This window comes from Actinocorallia lasiicapitis, from assembly GCF_054778695.1.
The window spans coordinates 1-20,742 of record NZ_BAAGZI010000066.1; the positions used below are offsets into that span (position 1 = coordinate 1).

Below are 20,742 nucleotides of genomic sequence, written 5' to 3' on the forward strand. Positions count from 1 at the left end.
GGGCACTCGGACGGCTGCCGCTGCACCGGTCGCTCGCCCCACTGCTCTTCCCTCGCGAGGTACGCGAGGAGGCGATGGCCTGCCTGGACCGGGTCGGTCTCGCGGACCGCGCGCACGAGCGGGTCGCCGCTCTGTCCGGCGGCCAGCAGCAGCGGGTCGCGCTGGCCCGCGCGTTGTGCCAGCGCGCCGAGGTGCTGCTCGCCGACGAACCGGTCTCCGCGCTCGACCCGTCGGCCGCCGAGCAGGTCATGCTGGTGATGACGGAGCTCGCCCGCGCCGAGTCGATCGCGGTCGCCGCGGTCCTGCACCAGCCGGAGCTGGCTCGCCGTCACGCCGACCGGCTCGTCGGCCTGGGCGACGGCCTGATCGAGTTCAGCGCCTCCGTCACGGAGATCGGCCCCGAGCGGGTCTCCGCCCTCTATCTCAGTGCGGAGGCGGCCGCGTGAGCGTCGTCGTGCCCGGTCGCCGGGCCGTGCCTCCCCGGCCCAGACGTCCCCGCGCCGTCGCGGCGAGCGCCCTGATCACGCCGGTCGTCGCCGGGCTGCACGTCGCGGCCTGGCGGGGGACCGACATGGACCTCGCGATGCTCGCCGAGGGCTGGCGCGGCATGGTGCGGTTCGTGTCGGAGGCGCTGCCGCCCGACACCGCCTGGTCGCCGGTCGTCCAGGACGGGCTGAAGGCGTGCCTGGTCACCCTGTGGATCGGGCTGCTCGGCACGACCCTGTCGATCCCGTTCACGATCGTGCTGGCGGTGCTCGGCTCCCGGGCGGCCGGCGGAGGCACGCTCCTCTACCAGGCGTCCCGGTCGGTCATGTCGTTCCTGCGGGCGGTGCCCGACGTGGTCTTCGCGCTGATCTTCGTGACGGCGGTGGGGCTGGGGCCGTTCGCGGGCGTGCTCGCGCTGGTGTGCCACAACGTCGGGGTCATGGGCAAGCTGTGGTCTGAGGCGATGGAGGAGACCGACCCGGGCCCCGCGCAGGCGCTGCGCATCGCCGGGGCAGGCCGCGCCCAGGTCGTGCTGCACGCGGTGCTCCCGGCCTGCCTGCCGCAGCTCGCCGGGCTCGTGCTCTACCGGCTGGACGTGAACGTACGGTCGTCGCTGGTGCTGGGCCTGGTCGGGGCGGGCGGCATCGGTTTCCTCATCAACCAGTCGATCCAGCTGTTCAGGTTCGACCAGATGGTGACCTACATCCTCATGGTGCTCGTGCTGGTCGTCGTCGTGGACCAGCTCAGCACGCTCGTCCGCAGGTGGCTCGCGGCCTGAGGAGGCCGCGGCCAGGGAAGGAGCCCCGTGCAGCTCAACCTGCACCAGTTGTGGATCTTCATGACGGTCGTGGAGCGCGGCGGTTTCTCGGCCGCGGCCGACAAGCTCTACCTGTCCCAGTCCGCGGTGTCGCAGCAGGTGCGCCGGCTGGAGAAGAACCTCCGGACGGTGCTGATCGACCGGTCGGGCTCCCGGATCCGGGTCACCTCGGAGGGCGAGGTGCTGCTCGACTACACCCGCCGGATGTTCCTGCTGGCCGACGAGGCGGTCGCCGCGATCCAGCGGGTGTCGGGGATGGGCAGCGGGACGCTCGTCATCGGCGGCTCCAGCGGGGTCGCCGCGCATCTGCTGCCGCCCGTTCTGGCGTCGTTCCGGGCCCGCTATGACGGCATCGAGATCGGGATCGTCGCGGGCAACGCCGACCAGATCGAGAAGCGGCTGCTGGACGGCGACCTCGGCGTCGCGCTCCTCGGCGGGCCCGCCCGTGCCGCGCAGCTCGTCACGGCGACCGTCGCGGAGAGCCGCCCGGTGCTCATCGTGCCGGCGGGCCATCCGCTCGCGGCCGGCGCGGAGCCGGTGTCCGAGCGGATCGCGGGGGAGCGGATCCTGCTGCGTGAACCCGGCTCGGCGACCCGGCGTCAGCAGGAGGAGGTGCTGGCCCGCTGGGGGCTCGCGGACACCGTCGCCACCAGCGAGATCTGGGGCACGGAGACCGTCAAGCAGGCCGTCGCGGCAGGGCTCGGGATAGCGGTGCTGCCCGACCACAGCGTCGCGGGCGAACCGGGGCAGCGCCGGTTCGCGGTGCTGCCCGTCGCCCAGGGCAGGCCCTGTCCGGTGGTCGTCGCCCACCGCAAGGACCGGTTGCTCACACCCGCGGAGCAGGCGTTCATCGACGTCCTTCAGGCCGCCCACGACGGGCCGCCCCGGCTGCGGGCCATCAGCTGACGGGCTCCGGTGAATCCTCGGTGAACCCCGGCGTACGTCCCAGCGGTGGCACCCCGGGCGACCAGCGGGAACGGATCCCATAAGGAGGACTGATCGGTCCCATCGACACGGCGGGGGTGGGCGCGGCCGTCCCCGGCTGATCGACTGCTCGTGGGCATCCACCTCCCCAGACGAAGGACCAGACATGAGACGCCGCACCCTCGCCGTGCTCGCCGCCACCGCCCTCACCGTTCCGCTCGCGGCCGTGATCGCCGCCCCGGCCGGGGCCGCCGCGCCCGGCAACCGCCACGTCGTCGTGTTCGGCATCGACGGGGCGCGCTGGGACAAGGTCCAGTCGCTGAACCTGCCGACGCTCGACGGCCTCGCCGCCACCGGCTACTCCTCGCCGACCTGGCTTTACGCGAGCCCGATGGCGGCGACCTCCTCAGGGCCCGGCTGGTCGACCAACCTCACCGGAACCTGGCCCGACAAGCACAAGGTCGTCGACAACTCCTTCTCGGGCAACGCGCTGAGCGCCAACCCGAGCTTCCTGAACGTCGTCGAGTCCCACAACGGCGCGTTCGGCACGTACGCGGGCGTCGACTGGAAGCCGATCGGCGACAACATCATCGGCCCTGGCCTGGACCGCGAATACGTGCTGAACGGCGACGCCAACGGCTACCCGGCCGAGGACACCCGGATCCAGAACGACGCGGCCGCCTACATCCGGGACAACGGCCCGCACGCGTCGTTCGTCTACTTCGGCGAGGTGGACATCGCCGGGCACGACTCCGGCGGGGCCAGCGCCGCCTACGCCCAGGCGATGCAGTCGACCGACGCGCGCATCGGTGCGGTCATCAACGCGATCAAGACCCGGCCGAACTACGCCGCGGAGGAGTGGCTGTTCCTGGTGACCACCGACCACGGCCACACCGACGCGGGCGGCCACGGCGGGGCGAGCAAGCTCGAACGCCGCTCGTTCGTCATCGCCAACGGTTCCGGTGTCCCGGTCTCCGCCCCGTCGATCCAGCCGAAGAACGTGGACGTCGCCGCGACCGCCCTCGACTACCTCGGCGTGCCGAAGCCCGCCCAGTTCGACGGCAGGCCGATCCTCAGCCCGGCCACCGACGTGTTCGACTCGGCCTGGTCGTCGCTCTCCGCCCGCCAGGACGAGACGGGCATCCCCGCCGCGACGCTCGGCTGGACGAAGACCTTCCCGGGCGGCTGGACCGTCGACAACACCGGCATGGGCACCGGCGGCGTCGCCGAGTGGCGCGGCTGGACGCTCAGCAACGACGAGTTCTGGACCTCCACCCAGACCGGCCAGAACCGTGAGACCAACGTCCGCGCCCGGGGCGTGTTCGCGGTCGCCGAGAGCGACGAGTGGGCCGACAAGTCGTTCAGCGGGGCCTTCACCAGCACTCTGGTCTCGCCGAACGTGCCGGTCGCGGGCCGCACCACGCTGCCGATCTCGTTCGTCTCCCACTACCTCCAGGAAGGAAATCAGCGGGCGACCGTGCTGATCTCCTTCGACGGCGGCCCCGACCAGCAACTCCTCCAGTACACCGCCGACGCGAAGTCCCGATCCGTCTCGCTCACCGCCCCGATCCCGCCCGGCGCTCAGACCGCGAAGATCAAGTTCCGTCTCGCGAACGCGAACAACAACTGGTACTGGACGGTCGACCAGCCCGCCTTCGGCTGACCCCGCCTCCCTCCGGCCCCCGCCCGACCCTGCCCGGGCGGCGGGGTCCGGACCACGGGTAGCGTGCCGCCTGCGCACGACGATCCCGGAAGCGCGGCGACCCAGGACGCGGCCGTCGCGACGGCCGCCTACCTGGTGAACAGCGAGGGCGACGTCGAGGCGGCGCACCGGATGCTCCTGATCAGCCGGTTCGGGCCCGCGCCGCCGCGCTATCTGACCGTCCTGAGCGGCCAGGAACCTCCCGCGGGGTGAGCCGAGACCCGGGCGCGGTCTACGTCATCTGACGCATTCGGTGAGGGCGCGCGGAGATCTACCGTTCCGATCATCTCCCCATCGAGCCCGGGCCTGGTCCCGGACATTGGAGGCAGTGTCGTGAGCGAACTGAAGAACATCGTGCTCGTGCACGGTGGATTCGTCGACGGGTCGGGCTGGCAGGGCGTGTACGAGCACCTGACCGCCGACGGCTACCGGGTGCACGTCGTGCAGAACCCCACCGTGTCGCTGGCGGGCGACGTCGCCGCCACCCACCAGGTCCTCGACGGCCTGGACGGCCCTGCCGTGCTGGTCGGCCACTCCTACGGCGGAGTCGTGATCAGTGAGGCGGGCAACCACCCGAACGTCGCGGCACTCGCCTACATCGCGGCGTTCGCGCCGGACAAGGGCGAGTCGGTCAACACCCTGATCGCCGACCCGCCGCCCGGCGCGCCGGTGCCGCCGATCCTGCCGCCCAAGGACGGATTCCTGTTCCTGGACCGCGCGAAGTTCGCCGCGTCGTTCGCCGCGGACGTCCCCGAGGGGCTGGCGGCGTTCATGGCCGACTCGCAGGTGCCGTGGGGCGTGGACGCGCTCGGCGGAGCGGTGTCCGAGCCCGCGTGGCGCGTCAAGCCGTCCTGGTATCTGGTCGCCACCGACGACCGCATGATCCCGCCGCCCGCCCAGCGGGCCATGTCCGAGCGCGCGGGCTCGACCGTCACCGAGACCGCGGGCAGCCACGCCGTCTACGTCTCCAACCCCGCCGCCGTCGCGGCCGTCATCGCGCAGGCCGCGACGGCTCTGGACTCCTGACTCAGCGGCGGGCCCCGCCTCGCCGGGGCCCGCCCGACGAACCCGAGGCTGGACAGGATTCCGCCGATGACGGAAGGTCGCAGGATGGACGGGGTCAGCGCGCGTGCGGATCAGGGCGTCGCCGGATCCGGGGAGCTGATCGGCCGTGACCCGGAGACCGTCCGGCTGGAGACCCTGGTCGCCGGGATCGGCACGGGGATCGGGGGCGCGCTCCTGCTGGCGGGTGATCCGGGGGTCGGGAAGACCGCTCTGCTGGACCATGCGGCCGCTTTCGCGGACGGTTCCGGGGCCAGGCTCCTGCGGGCGACCGGTTCGCAGTTCGAAGCCGAGATCTCCTACGCCACCCTCCACCAGCTCCTCCACCCGTGCCTCGGCGAGCTTCCCCGGCTGCCCCCGCTGCTCGCCGACGCCCTCAACGTCGCGCTCGGGCTGGCCACGGGGCCGGCCCCGGCCCGGCTTCTCGTCGCCAACGCCGTCCTGGCGCTGCTGCGGCAGGCGTCCGAGCAGCGGCCGCTCCTGATGATCATTGATGATCTGCCCTGGCTCGACCGGGCCAGCGCCGGAGTCCTCGGCATGGTCGCCCGCCGCCTCGCGGGGCTGCCGGTGGGCCTGCTGGCGGCCTACCGGACGGGGGAGACCCACCACTTCGACCAGGGAGATCTCCCCGTCCTGCCGGTGGAACCGCTCACCGACGACGCCTCGGCGGCGCTGCTGGCCGACCGCTACCCGGTGATGACCCCCCGGGTGCGGCGCCGGCTGCTGGACGCCGCCCGGGGCAATCCGCTCGCCCTGCTCGAACTCCCGGTGTCCCTCGGCGACCTCGCCCATACCGTCGCAGGTTCGCTCCCCGCGGCGCTGCCGCTCAGCAGACGGCTGCAGGATGTCTTCGCCTCCCGGGTCCGGGCGCTGCCGGTGCCGGTCTTCGAGCTGCTGCTCCTGGCGGCGCTGGACGGAACCGGTGATCTGCGGCTGATCCAGGCGATCGCCGCCGACCGGGGCCGCGACGGGCTCTGCCCGGCCGAACGCGCGGGGCTCGTCCGCGCCGACGAGTCCACCGGCCGGCTCGTCTTCCGGCACCCTCTCCTCCTGTCGGCCGTGGTCGACCTGTCGACCAGCGAACAGCGCCGCTCCACCCACGCCGAACTCGCCGTCCGTCTCGCCGACCGGCCGGAACGGCACACCTGGCACCGGGCCGAAGCCGCACAGGAACCCGACGAGAAGGTCGCGGCGCTCCTCAAAAGCGTCGCGATCGCCAGCCTGCGACGCGGTGACTCCGTCGGCGCCGTCACCCATCTCCTGCGGGCCGCCGACCTCAGCCCCCTGGGCAAGGGCCGCAGCGGACGGCTGGCCGAGGCCGCCTACCTCGGCATCATCGTCACCGGTGACCTTCGTGACGCTCCCGGCCTCCTCGACCAGGCCAGGAAAGCCGAACCAGGCCCGGGCGACACGCTCTCGGTGGCCGGTGCCCGCGCCTACCACCTCCTGCACAGCGACGGCGATGTCGACGCAGCCCACCGGCTCCTCACCGCCGCGCTCAATGAACCTCACGACGCCGAACGAGCCGACGACATCGTCCTCATCGAGGTGCTCTACACCCTGCTCATGGTCTGCTTCTTCGGTGGACGCGCCGACCTGTGGCCGCCCCTCCTCGACGCCGTCGACCGGTTCCGGCCCCGTCCGCCCGAACTCCTGGCGATCCTGTCCCGGACCTTCAGCGACCCCGTCCGCCTCACCCCGGAGATGCTCGCCCGGGCCGACGCGGCCGTCGCGAGCCTCGACCACGAGGTCAGCTCCGCCCGGATCATCCGCACCGGCACCGCCGTCGCCTACCTCGACCGGCTCTCCCGCTGCCGCGAGCCCCTGCAGCGCGTCATCCAGCACGGCCGCGAAGGCGGCGCGGTCACCTCGGCCATCGAATCGCTCTTCCTGCTCGGCCAGGACGCCTTCCACACCGGACGCTGGGACGAGGCCCGGAAGCTGATCGACGAGGGGCTCGAACTCTGCGACACCCACGGCTATGACCTGCTCACCTGGCCGGGGCGCCTCATCGACGCCCTCCTGGCCGCCGCCCGCGGCGACACCCGGCACGCGGCCGCCACCGCGGACGACATGGACGCCTGGGCCGGTCCCCGCCGCGCCGGGATCATCGGCGCCTACGCCTCCCACATCCGCGCCCTCATCGCGCTCGGCCAGGGCGACTTCGAGACCGCTTTCCACCACGCCGCGGCCATCAGCCCGCCCGGCACGCTCGCCCCCTACCGCCCGCACGCCCTCTGGGTGTTCAGCGACCTCGTCGAAGCCGCCCTCCACAGCGGACGAGGGGACCAGGCCGCCGCCCACGTCGCGGCCGCACGGGAACTCGACCTCGGCAGGCTGTCCCCACGGCTCAACCTGGTGATCCTCGCCGGAGCCGCCCTCACCGGCACCGAAGCCGGCGACGCCGCACTCGAAACCGCGATCGCCGACCCCGGGAACGACCGCTGGCCGTTCGACCTCGCCCGCGTCCAGCTCGCCTACGGCTGCCATCTACGCCGCACCAGGCACGCCGTCGACGCCCGGCGCCACCTCACCGCGGCCGCCCACGCCTTCCGCCGCCTCGCCGCCACGCCGTGGGTCGCCCGAACCGACCGCGAACTCCGCGCCACCGGCGTCGCCGTCCCCAAGACGGCGACCGGCCTGGTCTCCCTCACTCCGCAACAGCACCAGATCGCACTGCTCGCCGCCGCCGGCCACAGCAACAAGGAGATCGCCGCTCGCCTCTACCTCTCCCCGCGAACCGTCTCCACGCACCTCTACCAGGTGTTCCCCAAGCTCGGCATCACCTCGCGAGCCGCCCTCCGCGACGCCCTCGCCGCCCTGCCCTCAGCGGACTGAGCGACCCGAGATCGCTGCGGTCCCGGGGGTTCGGGCGTGGTGGTCGGCTCACGGGGCGGGGGAGTCGGCTCGGGTGCTGGGCGGCCACCGGCCCGCGTTCCTGGCGCGACGGTCGGCGACGCCCCGGCCGTGATCCCGCCGGAGCGGACGCCCGGAACCGCGGGGCCGCTGCTCGCCGGACCGTCCTGACATCTCAGATGCTCTCGTCGTAAATAGACGCTAGTGTTTTCTCTTCGGTGGTGAGAGGAAGAGGGGCGTCGTGGAGCTGAAGCCGGTGGCGTTGTACCGGGAGATGTACGGGGGCGAGCGGGAGGACCTGCCGTCGATCCATAATGCGCGCGGAACGATCGTGGAGCCGGATCGGAAGCGGATCCTGGACTACATGCGTAAGACTCCCGCCGGTTTCAGTGTGATGGAGTCGGTGCCGAACCTGCTGGTGCCCGGCGAGTACATCGGGGGCGGTCCGTCGCTCAACACGGACGGGACGTGGGTGTGGCGCACCGACAGCCTGGTGTACCTGGCGCTACGTCCGCTGGTACTGCCCGCCAACTTCGTCGAGGACGTCCGCGACCGCGACTATGTTCCGTCGGACCGCGAATGGACCAGGGAGCTCGGCGACGCGGTCCGGCGGTGGTGGTGAACGCCGATGCTTGAGCGTGTTCCGAGAGATGACCCCGCCCTCGCCATCGACGGCGAGGGCGCGTCGGGCGGTTGGGCCTTCCCCGGCCTGGCCGAGGCCCAGGTGGGCCTCCTGCCCCTCGTCGAAGGCATCGCCCGGTCCATCGCCGATCCCGGGTACCGGTCCGACGCGCTGTGCGGCGTCGTCGTCGCGCGGTCCGGCCTCGCTGAGGCGTTCGCGAGCTCCGACCCCGAGCTGACGAGAGAGATCCTGTCGGACGCCGGACGCACCACCTGGGCCATCACCGAACGCTCCCACCGGGCACGGGCACACGCACGGTGGAAGGCCGCCACGGCATTCGCCGCGACCGACCCAGTGGAGGCGCGAGAGGCCCTGCACAGCGCCGAACAGGTCGCCCGTTCCCTCGAGGAACCCTCGATCAGGCAGGCGGAGGCGCTGGGAACGGTGGCGGTGGCGCTGTCCCGCACCGACCCCGCGGCGGCACGGGCGATCCTGGACGACGCCGAAGCCGTCGCCCGGTCCGTCAAACCCGTCCTGCGGGGTTCCGCGCTCTGCAAGGTCGCCGCGGCGATGACCGCGGTCGACCGGGCGGCGGCCAGAGCCCTCCTGGTCATCGCCGAACGGCTCAGCCGCGCCTCCACCGCGGCCACGCACCGCGACGTCTCACTGACGTTCGTCGCCGAAGCCCTGGCGCCCCTCGACCCCGCGGCGGCCGAGGCGGTCGTCGACTCCCTCACCCGGGAGGACATGCGCGTCACCGCACTGGGACGGCTCATCCGAGTCCTCGCGAAGACCGACCCCGAGGCCTCCGGCCGCCTCGCCCGCTCCCTCACCGACCCCTCCGTCCAGGTCAGAGTCCTGGGCCGCCTCCACACCACCTCAGCCGACCCGGCCGACGCCGAGCGCATCGCCCGCGCCCTGCCCACCCCTCACCAGCGCGGCGAAGCCCTGGTCGAGATGGTCAGAACCAGGATCTCGGCCGCGCTGGCGGAACCCGGCCCCGCAACGGCCCGCACCCTCCTGGCCGACGCCGAACGCACCGCCCGCTCCCTCACCGACCCCTGGGACCACGTCCGGGCCCTGGGAATGGTCATCCCGGTTCTGGTCGGCCTCGACCCGACGGCGGCGAGAACAGCACTGTCCGACGCCGAACGGCTCGCCCGCTCCCTCCCCGACCCCGACGAGCAGAGCGAAACCCTCTGCGCCCTCGTGCAGGAGATCACCGGCGACGTCCGGTAGGCGTCATGGCGAACGGTCCGCTCATCGAGCGGGCCGCGCGCCGGGTTCGCGGAAGTCAGGGGGCCGTCCAGGTGAACGTGACGGTGATGGGGTCGTGGTCGGAGAGGGGCTGGCCGTCCGCCCGGAGGAACTGGGCGGCGACGTTGGCGTACGCGGTGGGGTTCAGGGTGAGGGCGGGGGAGCTGCGGTAGAGGATCTTGTCGATGGATTCGCAGCGTTCGCGGTCGGTCGCGGTGCAGCCGGCCGGAGGGGTGGCCGGGGTCGGTTCGACACCGCTCTGCTTCAGGGCGACCCAGGGGTCGGTGAGGGCGTTGTCCCGGACGAAGGCGCTGAAGTTCTCGCCGGGGCGGGTGTAGCGGGTGTTGGTGTCGCCCATGATGACGACGGCACGTCCGGCGGAGCGCTCGGCGAGGTAGCTGGTGAGCTGGGCCAGGCCGGCGTTGCGTGCCTTGACGTCGCCGGGGTCGCCGCCCGCGTCGGCGTGGAGGTTGTAGAGGTCGAAGGAGACGCCGTCCGCGAGCTGGATCCGGCTGAACGTGAAACCCTTGGGCGTCAGGCAGTCGGCCTCGTTGATGTAGCACTTGGCCCACGTGACGCGCTTCAGGCCGGTGACGGGGTACCGCGCCATCGTGTTGAGTCCGCTGCCGAACGGCACGGGACCGCTCGACCAGGTCCGGTGGGGATGGGTGTTGTTCCAGTAGAGCGCCCAGTGGTAGTTGAAGTCCTCCTGGACGTTGACGACGTCGTAGGCGCCGAGCCTGGACCCGATCGTCAGATGGGCCTCCAGTCGCGGGTAAGGCGCACTGGACAGGGGCTCAGGAAGCCCCGCGACGTTGTAGGTGATGGCCGAGAACGTGCCGCCCGGGCCGGCCGCGGCGACACCGGACGGGACGAGGGCGAGGGCGAGGGCGGCGGCCGAACCAAGGGCCGCCGTCAGGCGAGCTCCGCGCATACGACTCCAAAAGTTGAAGGATCCTCACGTCACCCGGAGCCTAAGACGGCACAGGACCGCTGCCAATGCCTCAAGTGAGTGATGGATCGCCCGCCATTCTTGACCCCTAGGTCCATAACGGCTAGGGTCGGAGCCATGGGAAGGCCGAGGAGTTTTGACGACGACGTCGTGGTCGCGCGTGCGATGGAGGCGTTCTGGACGCACGGCTACGGCGGCACCTCTCCGGCGCAGCTGGCCGCCGCGACGGGCATCGCCAAGGGCAGTCTCTACAACGCCTTCGCCAGCAAGCGGAGCCTGTTCGACCGCTGTCTGGATCTCTACCACCAGCAGATCTCCGAGCTGGCGCAGGGGCTTCTGGAGCATCCGGGCACGACGCGCGAGTGCATCGGCGCGGCGCTGCGGTCGGTGGTCGACGCCGACCTGGCGCAGCCGCAGCGCCGCGGCTGCCTGATCGGGAACACGGCGGTCGAGCTCGCCGGCCAGGACACCGAACTCGCCGGAAAACTCCGTCGTATGCAGGCGGAGTCCACGGGCTGGTTCGCGGAGCGGATCCGGCGCGGCCAAGCCGAAGGCGACGTGGCACGCGACAAGGACCCCCAGGCGCTGGCCGAGCATCTCGCGACCACCCTGGCCGGGCTCCGTGTCATGGCCATGACCCAGGAGGCCCCCGCGCTCCATCGCGTCATCGACACCGCCCTGACGGTCCTCTAGATCCGTTCTCGCCGAGAACGGCGGCGTTTCGCCATGCCCTAGTTTTAGACCAGTAGTTCAAAAACCGGAGTTCGAGAAAGGTGACAGGGATGGATCTCTCACTCAGCGGTAAGACGGCAGTGGTGACCGGGGCGAGCCGCGGTATCGGCCTCGCGGTGGCACGAGCGCTGGCCGGGGAAGGGGTGCGGGTCGTCGGCGCGGCACGCACGATCACACCGGAGCTGAAGGAGGTGGCCCCCCTCAGCGTCGCCGCCGATCTGGCCACACCCGAGGGTGCCCGGTCGGTCGTCGACGTCGCGGTGGCACGGACCGGTGGCATCGACATCCTGGTGAACAACGTCGGCGCGGGCGACGCGGACCAGTTGAAGCTCGGCGGGTTCCTGGACGCCGACGACGAGCAGTGGCATGACCTGTTCGCCCTGAACCTGTTCAGCGCCGTGTGGGCTTCGCGTGCCGCGCTGCCCGGCCTGCTGGCGCGCCGCGGCGTCATCGTCAACGTCTCCTCCATCAACGCTCGGGTGCCGTCGACGGGACCGGTGGGCTACAGCGAGGCGAAAGCGGCGCTCACCGCGTTCGGCAAGCGCCTGAGCGAGGAGTTCGGGCCGCAGGGCGTCCGGGTGAACACGGTCTCACCCGGACCGGTCGGCACCGGACTGTGGCGCGCCCCTGACGGTTTCGGCGCCAAGGTCGCCGAGACCTTCGGCGCCTCACACGAGGACTTCCTGGCCACGCTCCCCGCGACCTTCGGCGTCGCCTCAGGCCGGATCACCGAGCCGGAAGAGGTCGCCGCCCTGATCACCTTCCTCACCTCCCCCCTAGCCGCCGGCATCGTCGGCGCCGACCTCATCATCGACGGCGGAACCCTCAAAGCCAGCTAAGGGCAACCCCCGCGCCTCGGTGGACGGGCTATGCGGCGAGCGTCGCGTCCACGACGTGCTGGACGGCTGCGGTGACGGTCGCGGGGGAGTCGAGGTAGCTGCCGACCATGATGCCGTCGCGGAGGAAGAGGAGGGATTGGGCGGCGAGGTCGGGGGACGGGTGGCCGACGTCGACGAGCAGGGCGCGGAGGGTTCCGCGGAGCCAGGTGCGGTGCTCGTCGACGGCCAGGCGGACCGGGCAGGACGGGTCGGGGTACTCGGCGGCGGCGTTGATGAACGGGCAGCCGCGGAATCCGGGGCCGCAGGCGTGGCCGGCCATCCCGGTGAAGATGTTGCTCAGCGCCCGGCGCGGCTCCTGTCCCGTGACGGCCGCCTTGATCCCGCCGCGGATCAGCCGGTCGTGGTGGCCGAGGTAGGCGAGCACCAGATCGTCCTTGGACGGGAAGTGCCGGTAGAACGTGGCGCGGGTGACCCTGGCCTCGGTGACGAGCCGGTCGACGCCCAGCGCGTGGATGCCCTCCGCGTAGAACAGCCGGGCCGCGGTCTCGAGAAGCCGCTCCCGTGGCGTCGCGGGAGGCTGCTCGGGTTCTTTCATGCACCGAGATTAAGGCACCGGCACCCCGTTCGTTTCCGATCTTGACACGTCGCGGCCGCCCCGGATAGCTTCCTCCCAAGGGAGAACGAACGTTCTTTCTCTACGAGAGGATCTCGTCTGATGAACCGTCTCGCAAGCGCCTCCGCGGTCCTAGTCGCCGTCGCTGTCGTCGGAGGGGGAGCCAGCGCGGCCTCGGGTGCCGCTCCCACGGCCGAAGGCCGCGCCAAACCGACCGTGGTGCTGGTCCACGGCGCCTTCTCCGACGGCAGTAGCTGGAGCGGCGTCATCCGCGCCCTCCACCGCCACGGCTACAAGACGATCGCCGTGGCGAACCCGCTGCGCGATCTGAAGAGCGACGCGGCCTATGTCGCGAGCGTGGTCAAGGGCGTCAAGGGCCCCGTGGTGCTGGCCGGTCACTCCTACGGCGGAGCCGTCATCACCAACGCGGCCCGCTCGGCGTCCAATGTGAAGGCGTTGGTCTACGTCGCCGCGTTCGCGCCGGACAAGGGCGAGAGCACCGCGACCATCAGCGAGAGGTTCCCCAGCGCGCTCGGCAAGGCCCTCGTGCCCCAGCCCTACCTCAAGCCGGACGGGAAGCAGGGCACCGAGTTCACCATCGACCCCGTCAAGTTCCGGAAGGTGTTCGCCGGTGACGTCCCCGCCGCGCGCACCGTCCTGATGGCGGCCGCCCAGCGTCCGCTCTCCCTCGACGCCGTCATCGGACGCTCAGGCGCTCCGGCCTGGCGGAAGCTGCCCGCCTGGTTCCTGGTCTCGACGAACGACAAGGCCATCCCGCCGGCCGCGCAGCGCTTCATGGCCGGGCGGATGCACGCCCGCACCGTCGAGGTCGCCGCCTCGCACGCCTCCCCGGTCTCCCGGGCCCGCGCCGTGGCCGACCTCATTCGCGCCGCGGCCCGATCCACTGGCTGACGAGGTGGTGTCAGAGCTCGCGGAGCAGGTTGGCGAGGATGGTGCGGGTGCCGTCGCCGTCTTCGGCGAGGATGCAGAGCTCGTCCATGATGCGCATATAGCCCTCGACGTCTTCCAGTTTGTCGAGGTAGAGGGCGCTGCTGAGCTGCTCCAGGTAGACGACGTCCGGTAGGTCGCGCTGGTGGAAGCGGAGGATCGTGAACGGCCCGCCGGCGCCCGGGTGCGCCCCGACGGTGAACGGGAGGATCTGCAGCATCACGTTGGGGTGCTCGGACAGTTCCAGCAGATGCTCGATCTGGCCGCGCAGCACCGACCGGCTCCCGAACGGCCGGTGCAGCGCGGCCTCGTCGAGCACCGCCCAGATCTTCAGCCGGTCGGTCTCGGCGAGCATCCGCTGGCGCGTCATCCGCAGCCGGACCCGCCGCTCGATCTCGCCGGGGGAGGCGGCGGCGTTGCCCATCCGGATGACGGCGCGCGCGTAGTCCTCGGTCTGCATCAGTCCGTGCACGAACTGGACCTCGAACGAGCGGAGCACCGCGGCCGCCGACTCCAGCCCGATGTAGGGTTCGAGCCACGGCGGCAGGACGTCGCTGTACCGGTGCCACCAGCCCGGCACGTTCGCCTGCCGGGCGAGGATCATCATCGCGTCGCGTTCGCGCGGTTCGGTGATGTCGTACAGGTCGAGCAGGTCGTCGAGGTCGCGCTGTTTGAAGGCGCTACGGCCGAGCTCGATCCGGCTGATCTTGCTGTGCGTGGCGCGCAGCGCGTCGGCCGCCTCTTCACGGCTGACACCGCGCGCCTCACGCAGGCGCCGGAGTTGGGCGCCCAGCATGATCCGCAGCGCGGTGGGGCCGCCGGACGGACTGACGGGCGCGTCGTCCTCCGGCTCGGGATACGGGGACATGCCCACCTGATCCGCGATCATCTGCTGCTCCCTGCTGGATCTCGGAGCAGTGTCGCACTATCGGACCTCGTTTCACAGATCGTCGGTGATTCGTTCCAAAAACTCCTATTTCATATCTGCCCTGGTGAACATGCACGTGCAGATGCGAATCCAATTGAAGATGCGAATGTGCTTGCGCCAGAGATCCTTCAGGGCCAGGATGACCGATAGCGGAATCTTCAACCACTTCCGCGCATAAGCCCTCCCCCTGGGGGTCGGTCGCCGGAGACGGGTGACCTGCCCCGATCGGTCCCGATGGTCGTCCGGGCAACGACCGTCGGGACCGGTCCTTTAAAGGCGGTCGAGGAGCTCGGCGAGGGTCCGCCGGGTGGTCGGCTTGTCCTGGGCGATCACCGCGAGCTGGTCCATGATGTAGGCGTAGCCGCTGACGTCGTCGACCTTGTCCAGGTAGAGGGCGCTGTTCAGCTGCTCCAGGTAGACGACGTCCGGCAGCTCGACGTGCGGGAAGCGCAGGATCGTGAACGGCCCGCCGCCCGCCGGATGCGCCCCCGCCAGGAACGGCAGCACCTGCAGCGTGACGTCCGGATGCTCGGTCAGTTCCAGCAGATGCTCCAGCTGGCCGCGCATGACCTCGCGCCCGCCCAGCGGACGTCGCAGCGCCGCCTCGTCGAGCACCGCCCACAGCTTGGGCCGGTTGGGTCCGTTCAGCAGTTCCTGCCGGGTCATCCGCAGCCGCACCCGCCGCTCGATCTCGGTGATCGGCGCGTTCGGATTGCCCAGCCGGACGACGGCCCGCGAATAGGGCTCGGTCTGCATCAGCCCGTGCACGAACTGCACCTCATAGGAACGGATCAGCGAGGCCGCCGACTCCAGCCCGATATAAGGCTCCAACCATCCCGGCATGACGTCCTGGTACCGGTGCCACCAGCCGGGTTCGGACGCCTGGCGCGCCAGTTCCAGCAGGGTCTCCCGCTCGCGGGGCGCGTCGATGCCGTAGAGGTCGAGCAGATCGGTCAGATCGCGCTGCTTGAACCCGCTGCGCCCGAGCTCCAGTCGGCTGATCTTGGAGTGGGTGGCCCGGATGGCGTCCGCGGCGCGCTCGCGGCTGATCCCGCGGGACTCGCGCAGCCGGCGCAGCTGCGAGCCGACCATGATGCGCAGGGCGGTGGGCCCGCTGGGCGCACTCCCGTGCGGGCCGTCGGGGGCCTCAGCCGGTTGCATCGTTCTCCTTCGAGGGGCCGGGCCGCCGGGGCGGCTCGAAGACCCAGTCTCCCACCCGGCGGCCGGTCGGCGTCACCCCGCGATGCCCAGGTTCTCCGGCTGGCGGGTGTCCGCGCCCGCCGCCTCGAGAAGATCGTCGAACTCGCCGTCCTTGGCGCCGCGCACGAAAGCGGCGATCTCGTCGGCGGTGAAGATCAGGGCTGGTCCGCCGGGGTGGCGGGAATTGCGGACCGCGATCTCCTCGTCGGGCAGCGCGGCGAGCTCGAAGCAGCTCCCGCTGGGGTTGCTGTGGCGGCTCTTCCGCCAGGCAGTGACGGTCAGCCACTGGGCGGGCATTCCGTTGAAGGCCTGCAGCATCCGCATCGCTCACGCTCCTCAAGATGGCCCGTGCGTCCCCTGCACGTGCATTTGTGTTCGCGTTTGGTTTTATCATCTGCGATTGCAGATGTGCTGACAAACGCGAGAATGGGCGTCAGGGAACCCCGGGTACCCTGCTGGGGTGGAGGTTCTGGAGGAGAGTGCCTGGCGGGCGCGGGCGGCCGCGCACCGGGCCCGGCTGGACGCGTTGATCGGCCCCTACCTGGAGCAGCGCAAGGCGGGCGTCGGCCATCCGGTCGAGGACTTCCTGTTCACCTACTACGGGCAGCGGCCCGGCCGGCTGCTCAACTGGCATCCCGGCGCGGGCGTCGTGCTGGCGGGGGCACGCTCCCACGGCCCGCACTACGTGGACACCCCGGAAGGCGCGACCGTCGACGTCGCGGCCCTGCTGCCGCGCCGCCGCGAGTCGATCTCCTGGATCCGCGGCCTGCTCACCGCGACGGCCTCCCGCCCCGCCCACCTGGGCTGTTTCGGGATGCACGAGTGGGCGATGGTCTACAAGCTGCCGCCGGACGACGTCCGGCACGCGTCCTGGCCGCTGCGGCTCGGTCCCGAACGGACAGCCCAGGTCGTCGACGAGCGGGGCGTGCGCTGCTCCCACTTCGACGCGTTCCGGTTCTTCACCGAGCCGGCCCGGCCGCTGAACCTGCTCCAGCCGACCCGCGAGTCCCAGCACGAGCTGGACCAGCCCGGCTGCCTGCACGCCAACATGGATCTGTACAAGTGGGCGTACAAGCTGTCGCCGCTGGTGCCGAGCGAGCTGGTGGCCGACTGCTTCGCGCTGTCCCGCGACATCCGCGCGACGGACATGAAGGCCAGCCCCTACGATCTGCGCGAGCTCGGCTACGAGCCGGTCAGGGTCGAGACGGCCGAGGGACGCGCCGAGTACGCGGCCGCGCAGAAGGGCTTCGCCGTCCGAGCGGCGCCGCTGCGCGCACGTCTGGTCAAGGAGTGCGACGCGCTGCTCGCGTGAGTCAGGCGCGCAGCGCGGCGGTGAGCATGGCGTCGAGGTTCGCGGTGTAGGCGTCGTGGTCGAGCAGATGCGGCCCCGGACGGGCGGCGCGGTCGGCGAGGGAAGCCGTCAGGAACGCCACGAAGGCCGCCACCCGCTCCAGCGCGACGGACTCCGGCAGGAACCCCAGGCACTCCCGCTCCAGCAGCCCGAGCTGGGCCGCGATGGCGGTGCCCGCGATCAGCGACGGTGTGCTGTGGCTGCGGATCCCGGCCCGCCCGGCGACCTGGGCGACGATCAGCAGGAACCAGCGCCCCCGTTCGGTGCGGAGCTCGCCCGCGATCGGCCCGGTGATCGCCGTGACGATCTCCGCCAGCCCGGCCGGGTCGGCGGCGCGCCGGGCGGGTTCCATCCGGTCGACCCCGGCCCTGAGGATCGCCTCCAGCAGCCCCCGCCGGGACTTGAAGTGGTAGGTGATCGCCGAGTCGTTGGCCTGCCCCGCCTCCCGGACGATGTCGCGGGTGCGGGCGGCGTCGATGCCCTCGGTCGCGAACAGCCGGGCTCCGGCGTCCAGCAGCCGCTCCCTCGTGACCGTTGCGTCCTTCGCCATCCGGTGATACTAACAGGATGCGTTAATAACGACTCCCGTTAGAACGAGGTGCCCCCGTGCGCTACGACCCGTTCGACCCCGCCTTCCAGACCGACCCCTATCCCGCCTACCGCGCGCTGCGCGACGACGATCCGGTCCACCGGCACGGCGGCCCGCACTACTGGGCGCTCTCCCGCTTCGACGACATCTGGCACGCCCTCCGCGACCCCGCGACCTTCTCCTCCGCGCAGGGCCTCACCTTCCACCCCGACGAGATCACCGCGCTGGGCCTCGCCCCCACCATGGTCATGCTCGACCCGCCGCGCCACACCGAACTGCGCCGCCTGATCAGCGCGGGCTTCACGCCCCGCCGGATCGCGGCCCTGGAGGAACTGCTGCGGGCGTTCGTCCGGGAGCGGCTGGACGTCCTGGACCGCAAGGCCGCCGACGGCGAGCCGGTCGATCTGCACCAGGACTTCTCCTCGCCGATCCCGACGTTCGCGCTGGCCCATCTGCTCGGCGTCCCGGCAGCCGACCGCGCCAGGTTCGACCCGTGGGTCGACGCCCTGGTCTCCGTCCAGGACGAAGGGCTCGACCTCGACGACCAGGCCGCGGTCTCGGCCGTCGCGGAGATGTTCGGCTACTTCGGCGAGCTGGTGACGGCCCGCCGGGCCCGTCCCGGCGACGACCTGATCTCCGCGCTGGTCGCCGCGGAGATCGACGGCGACCGCCTCACCGACTGGGACGTCCTCGGCTTCTGCTTCGTCATGGTCGCGGGCGGCAACGACACGACCGGCAACCTGATCTCCCACGCCGTCCTGCTGCTCGACTCCGACCACGCCCAGCGCGAGGCCCTCACCGCCGACTTCGCGCTGATCCCGAACGCGCTCACCGAGGTGCTGCGGTTCGAGAGCTCCGTCCAGGCGCTGGCCCGCACCACCACCCGTCCCGTCACGCTGCACGGAGTGGAGATCCCCGAAGGGGAGAAGGTGCTGATGCTCTACGGTTCGGCCAACCGCGACGAACGCGAGTTCGGCGCCACCGCGGGCGTCTTCGATCTGTACCGGACGATCCCGCGCCACCTGGGCTTCGCGACGGGACCGCACTTCTGCATCGGCTCCCATCTGGCGAAACTCCAGGCCAGGGTCGCCCTGGAGGAGCTGTACACGCGTCATCCCACGCTGGGCGTGGACGCGGCGTCCGCCCGCCGGATCAGCTCCCCGTTCACCCGCGGCTTCCACTCCCTCCCCGTGCCCGCCGGAGAACTGCGGTCCTAGGGCCCGATCTCAGGGTTTTGCCAGGTTTCCCCGCTAGCTTCCAGCCGTCCGAACGCACCGAAAGAGGGGAAAACCATGCAGCGGCGTGTTCTGCTCGCGACGGTTCTGGGGCTGTCGGCCTCCGGCCTGGTGGCCGTGGCGCCGAGCCCGGCCACCGCGACGACCGACACCTGTGACGTCAAGCAGTGGCGGGACAGGGTTCAGGGCCGTCCGGTCAAGCTGCACGCGGGCTCCCGCAGCGGCACCTACCTGTGGCACGACAAGCGCGGCTTCCACGTGCGCGTCACCCACAAGCGGCACGACAAGCGCGTCTACCGCGGCTCACTGACCTCCGACAAGCAGTTCGTGAACATCAAGGCGGTCAAGCTGGAGAAGGTCGACAAGCTCTGGCTGTCGATCGACAAGAAGACCCTCTACTTCCAGCTCAACAACCACGGGCTGATCGACGGTTTCGACTTCCGCCTGGCGTGCGGGACCACGCTGACCGTCGCCGACCTCAAGATCGGCGACCGGACGCTGCCCAAGCGCCAGGTCTACCTCGGCAAGTGGCGTCAGCACCCGGCGCACGTGCCGTTCACCGTCCGCCGCAAGGCGTAGCTCCTCCGGGGCGGGCCGGGGCGCTGAGCGTCCCGGCTTTTCTTGTACTTTGTGCCGGTGACCTGGGAGCCGAAGATGCAAGGGGCGCGGATCCTCGCCGTGGACGACGATCCGGCGATCCTGCGCGTCCTGGGCCGGGGGCTGCGGCTGGAGGGGTTCACCGTCGACACCGCCGCGTCCGGCGCGGAGGCCCTGGAGGCCGCGGGACCCGCCGACGCGATCGTCCTGGACGTCTCGATGTCCGGCCTGTCCGGGATCGAGGTCTGCCGGACCCTCCGCTCAGGCGGCTCCGAAGTGCCCATCCTCATGCTGTCGGCCCTGGACGAGGTCGCCGACCGTGTCGCCGGGCTGTCGGCGGGCGCCGACGACTACATGGTGAAGCCGTTCGACCTGACCGAACTGGTCCTCCGGCTGCGGGCGCTGCTGCGCAGAACCAGGACGGCGCCCGGCGGGGGAGTGCGGGTCGGTGAGCTCGTGCTCGACCCCGAGGGCCGCTCCGCGAGCCTCGGCGGTCGTGATCTCGGGCTGACCCGCCGCGAGTTCGACCTGCTGGAGGCCCTGGCCAGGAACGCCGGGATCGTCCTGTCCCGGACCGTTCTGCTGGACCGGGTCTGGGGCTACGACTTCGCCGTCACCGACAACGCCGTGGAGACCTTCGTCGGCTATCTGCGCCGCAAGCTGGAGGCGGGCGGCGAACCACGGATGCTGCACACGGTGCGGGGCGTCGGCTATGTGCTGCGGGACCAGCGGTGAGGCTGTCGACCAGGATCGCGGTCTGTGTGGCTGTGCTCGTCCCGCTGATGGTGGGGCTGGCCGGGCTGCTCATGCTGAAGGTCGCGGCAGGCGACCTCACCGACGAACGGGACAGCCGGATCACGAGCCGGCTTCAGGCGCTGACGCCGCTGGCCGCGACCTACGCCCGCGCGGTGCGCAGGGGCGAAGGATCGGGCGAGCGGATCATGGCGGCCGCCACCGACGGTGGCTCCGGCGGGGTCCTCGTCGAGGTGCCGGGCGCCGCGCCGCTGGTGGTCGGCTCGGTCCCCGCGGCGC

22 protein-coding genes and 1 pseudogene are annotated in these 20,742 nt (G+C 71.4%); 17 read left to right on the plus strand and 6 right to left on the minus strand.

All coding sequences use genetic code 11. The features are described from left to right. The 9 genes from ACYVE7_RS10725 to ACYVE7_RS10765 form a co-directional block, all read left to right on the plus strand. On the plus strand, positions 1 to 446 hold a 446-nt coding region (locus ACYVE7_RS10725), incomplete at its 5' end, for an ATP-binding cassette domain-containing protein (RefSeq protein WP_460364455.1). Next, positions 443 to 1,264, plus strand: a complete 822-nt coding sequence (gene phnE, locus ACYVE7_RS10730) for a phosphonate ABC transporter, permease protein PhnE (protein ID WP_460364456.1) — start codon at positions 443 to 445, stop codon at positions 1,262 to 1,264. The genes ACYVE7_RS10725 and phnE, both read left to right, overlap by 4 nt. 27 nt (positions 1,265 to 1,291) lie before the next feature. Continuing rightward, positions 1,292 to 2,209, plus strand: a complete 918-nt coding sequence (locus ACYVE7_RS10735; RefSeq protein WP_460364457.1) for a LysR family transcriptional regulator — start codon at positions 1,292 to 1,294, stop codon at positions 2,207 to 2,209. A 184-nt stretch (positions 2,210 to 2,393) separates the two neighbouring features. Further along, a complete protein-coding gene (locus ACYVE7_RS10740) occupies positions 2,394 to 3,890 on the plus strand; it encodes an alkaline phosphatase family protein (RefSeq protein ID WP_460364458.1) in 1,497 nt (498 codons plus the stop codon). A gap of 63 nt (positions 3,891 to 3,953) precedes the next feature. Beyond that, a complete protein-coding gene (locus tag ACYVE7_RS10745) occupies positions 3,954 to 4,142 on the plus strand; it encodes a hypothetical protein (protein WP_460364459.1) in 189 nt (62 codons plus the stop codon). 120 nt (positions 4,143 to 4,262) lie between these two features. After that, entirely contained in the window at positions 4,263 to 4,955 is a 693-nt protein-coding gene (locus ACYVE7_RS10750; protein ID WP_460364460.1) for an alpha/beta fold hydrolase, read from the plus strand. Between the two features lie 84 nt (positions 4,956 to 5,039). Next, the gene (locus tag ACYVE7_RS10755; protein WP_460364461.1) at positions 5,040 to 7,829 is read left to right on the plus strand and encodes a helix-turn-helix transcriptional regulator; all 2,790 of its coding nucleotides are present in this window, start codon (positions 5,040 to 5,042) and stop codon (positions 7,827 to 7,829) included. Positions 7,830 to 8,088: 259 nt separating this feature from the next. After that, on the plus strand, positions 8,089 to 8,469 hold the full coding sequence (locus ACYVE7_RS10760) for a hypothetical protein (protein ID WP_460364462.1): 381 nt from the start codon (positions 8,089 to 8,091) through the stop codon (positions 8,467 to 8,469). Positions 8,470 to 8,475: 6 nt separating this feature from the next. After that, positions 8,476 to 9,708: a hypothetical protein gene (locus ACYVE7_RS10765; protein WP_460364463.1), complete on the plus strand. Its 1,233-nt coding sequence runs from the start codon at positions 8,476 to 8,478 to the stop codon at positions 9,706 to 9,708. Between the two features lie 55 nt (positions 9,709 to 9,763). Here the strand turns inward: ACYVE7_RS10765 and ACYVE7_RS10770 are convergent, their stop codons facing one another. Then, on the minus strand, positions 9,764 to 10,660 hold the full coding sequence (locus tag ACYVE7_RS10770; RefSeq protein ID WP_460364464.1) for an endonuclease/exonuclease/phosphatase family protein: 897 nt from the start codon (positions 10,658 to 10,660) through the stop codon (positions 9,764 to 9,766). Between the two features lie 135 nt (positions 10,661 to 10,795). Between ACYVE7_RS10770 and ACYVE7_RS10775 the strand changes: the two genes are divergently transcribed. Both ACYVE7_RS10775 and ACYVE7_RS10780 read left to right on the plus strand, forming a co-directional pair. Continuing rightward, positions 10,796 to 11,371, plus strand: coding sequence for a TetR/AcrR family transcriptional regulator (locus tag ACYVE7_RS10775; protein ID WP_460364465.1), 576 nt, complete (start codon positions 10,796 to 10,798; stop codon positions 11,369 to 11,371). Between the two features lie 89 nt (positions 11,372 to 11,460). Next, positions 11,461 to 12,249, plus strand: coding sequence for an SDR family oxidoreductase (locus ACYVE7_RS10780; RefSeq protein WP_460364466.1), 789 nt, complete (start codon positions 11,461 to 11,463; stop codon positions 12,247 to 12,249). 28 nt (positions 12,250 to 12,277) lie between these two features. Here ACYVE7_RS10780 and ACYVE7_RS10785 read toward each other — a convergent pair whose 3' ends face one another. Then, positions 12,278 to 12,844, minus strand: coding sequence for a TetR/AcrR family transcriptional regulator (locus tag ACYVE7_RS10785; protein ID WP_460364467.1), 567 nt, complete (start codon positions 12,842 to 12,844; stop codon positions 12,278 to 12,280). 120 nt (positions 12,845 to 12,964) lie between these two features. Here ACYVE7_RS10785 and ACYVE7_RS10790 point away from each other — a divergent pair, with 120 nt between their 5' ends. Further along, positions 12,965 to 13,774 carry an alpha/beta fold hydrolase gene (locus tag ACYVE7_RS10790; RefSeq protein WP_460364468.1) on the plus strand — a complete coding sequence of 270 codons (810 nt, stop codon included), beginning with the start codon at positions 12,965 to 12,967 and terminating at the stop codon, positions 13,772 to 13,774. Between the two features lie 10 nt (positions 13,775 to 13,784). Here the strand turns inward: ACYVE7_RS10790 and ACYVE7_RS10795 are convergent, their stop codons facing one another. The 3 genes from ACYVE7_RS10795 to ACYVE7_RS10805 all read right to left on the minus strand — a co-directional run bounded on the left by ACYVE7_RS10795 (position 13,785) and on the right by ACYVE7_RS10805 (position 16,262). Then, entirely contained in the window at positions 13,785 to 14,699 is a 915-nt protein-coding gene (locus ACYVE7_RS10795) for a helix-turn-helix domain-containing protein (protein ID WP_460364469.1), read from the minus strand. A 309-nt stretch (positions 14,700 to 15,008) separates the two neighbouring features. Beyond that, positions 15,009 to 15,899, minus strand: coding sequence for a helix-turn-helix domain-containing protein (locus ACYVE7_RS10800; RefSeq protein ID WP_460364470.1), 891 nt, complete (start codon positions 15,897 to 15,899; stop codon positions 15,009 to 15,011). 72 nt (positions 15,900 to 15,971) lie between these two features. Further along, positions 15,972 to 16,262 carry a DUF397 domain-containing protein gene (locus ACYVE7_RS10805; protein ID WP_460364471.1) on the minus strand — a complete coding sequence of 97 codons (291 nt, stop codon included), beginning with the start codon at positions 16,260 to 16,262 and terminating at the stop codon, positions 15,972 to 15,974. 136 nt (positions 16,263 to 16,398) lie between these two features. On the opposite strand from ACYVE7_RS10805, the gene ACYVE7_RS10810 reads away from it, so the two are divergent. Beyond that, positions 16,399 to 17,250, plus strand: coding sequence for a 3-methyladenine DNA glycosylase (locus ACYVE7_RS10810; RefSeq protein WP_460364473.1), 852 nt, complete (start codon positions 16,399 to 16,401; stop codon positions 17,248 to 17,250). A gap of 1 nt (position 17,251) precedes the next feature. Here the strand turns inward: ACYVE7_RS10810 and ACYVE7_RS10815 are convergent, their stop codons facing one another. Further along, a complete protein-coding gene (locus ACYVE7_RS10815) occupies positions 17,252 to 17,839 on the minus strand; it encodes a TetR/AcrR family transcriptional regulator (protein ID WP_460364474.1) in 588 nt (195 codons plus the stop codon). Between the two features lie 56 nt (positions 17,840 to 17,895). On the opposite strand from ACYVE7_RS10815, the gene ACYVE7_RS10820 reads away from it, so the two are divergent. The 4 genes and pseudogenes from ACYVE7_RS10820 to ACYVE7_RS10835 form a co-directional block, all read left to right on the plus strand. Further along, complete coding sequence (locus ACYVE7_RS10820; protein ID WP_460364475.1) at positions 17,896 to 19,095, plus strand: cytochrome P450; 1,200 nt, start codon at positions 17,896 to 17,898, stop codon at positions 19,093 to 19,095. Between the two features lie 75 nt (positions 19,096 to 19,170). Further along, entirely contained in the window at positions 19,171 to 19,692 is a 522-nt protein-coding gene (locus ACYVE7_RS10825) for a hypothetical protein (RefSeq protein WP_460364476.1), read from the plus strand. Between the two features lie 75 nt (positions 19,693 to 19,767). Beyond that, on the plus strand, positions 19,768 to 20,445 hold the full coding sequence (locus ACYVE7_RS10830) for a response regulator transcription factor (RefSeq protein ID WP_460364477.1): 678 nt from the start codon (positions 19,768 to 19,770) through the stop codon (positions 20,443 to 20,445). Positions 20,446 to 20,471: 26 nt separating this feature from the next. Then, positions 20,472 to 20,742, plus strand: a pseudogene (locus tag ACYVE7_RS10835) (sensor histidine kinase); the annotation flags it as partial.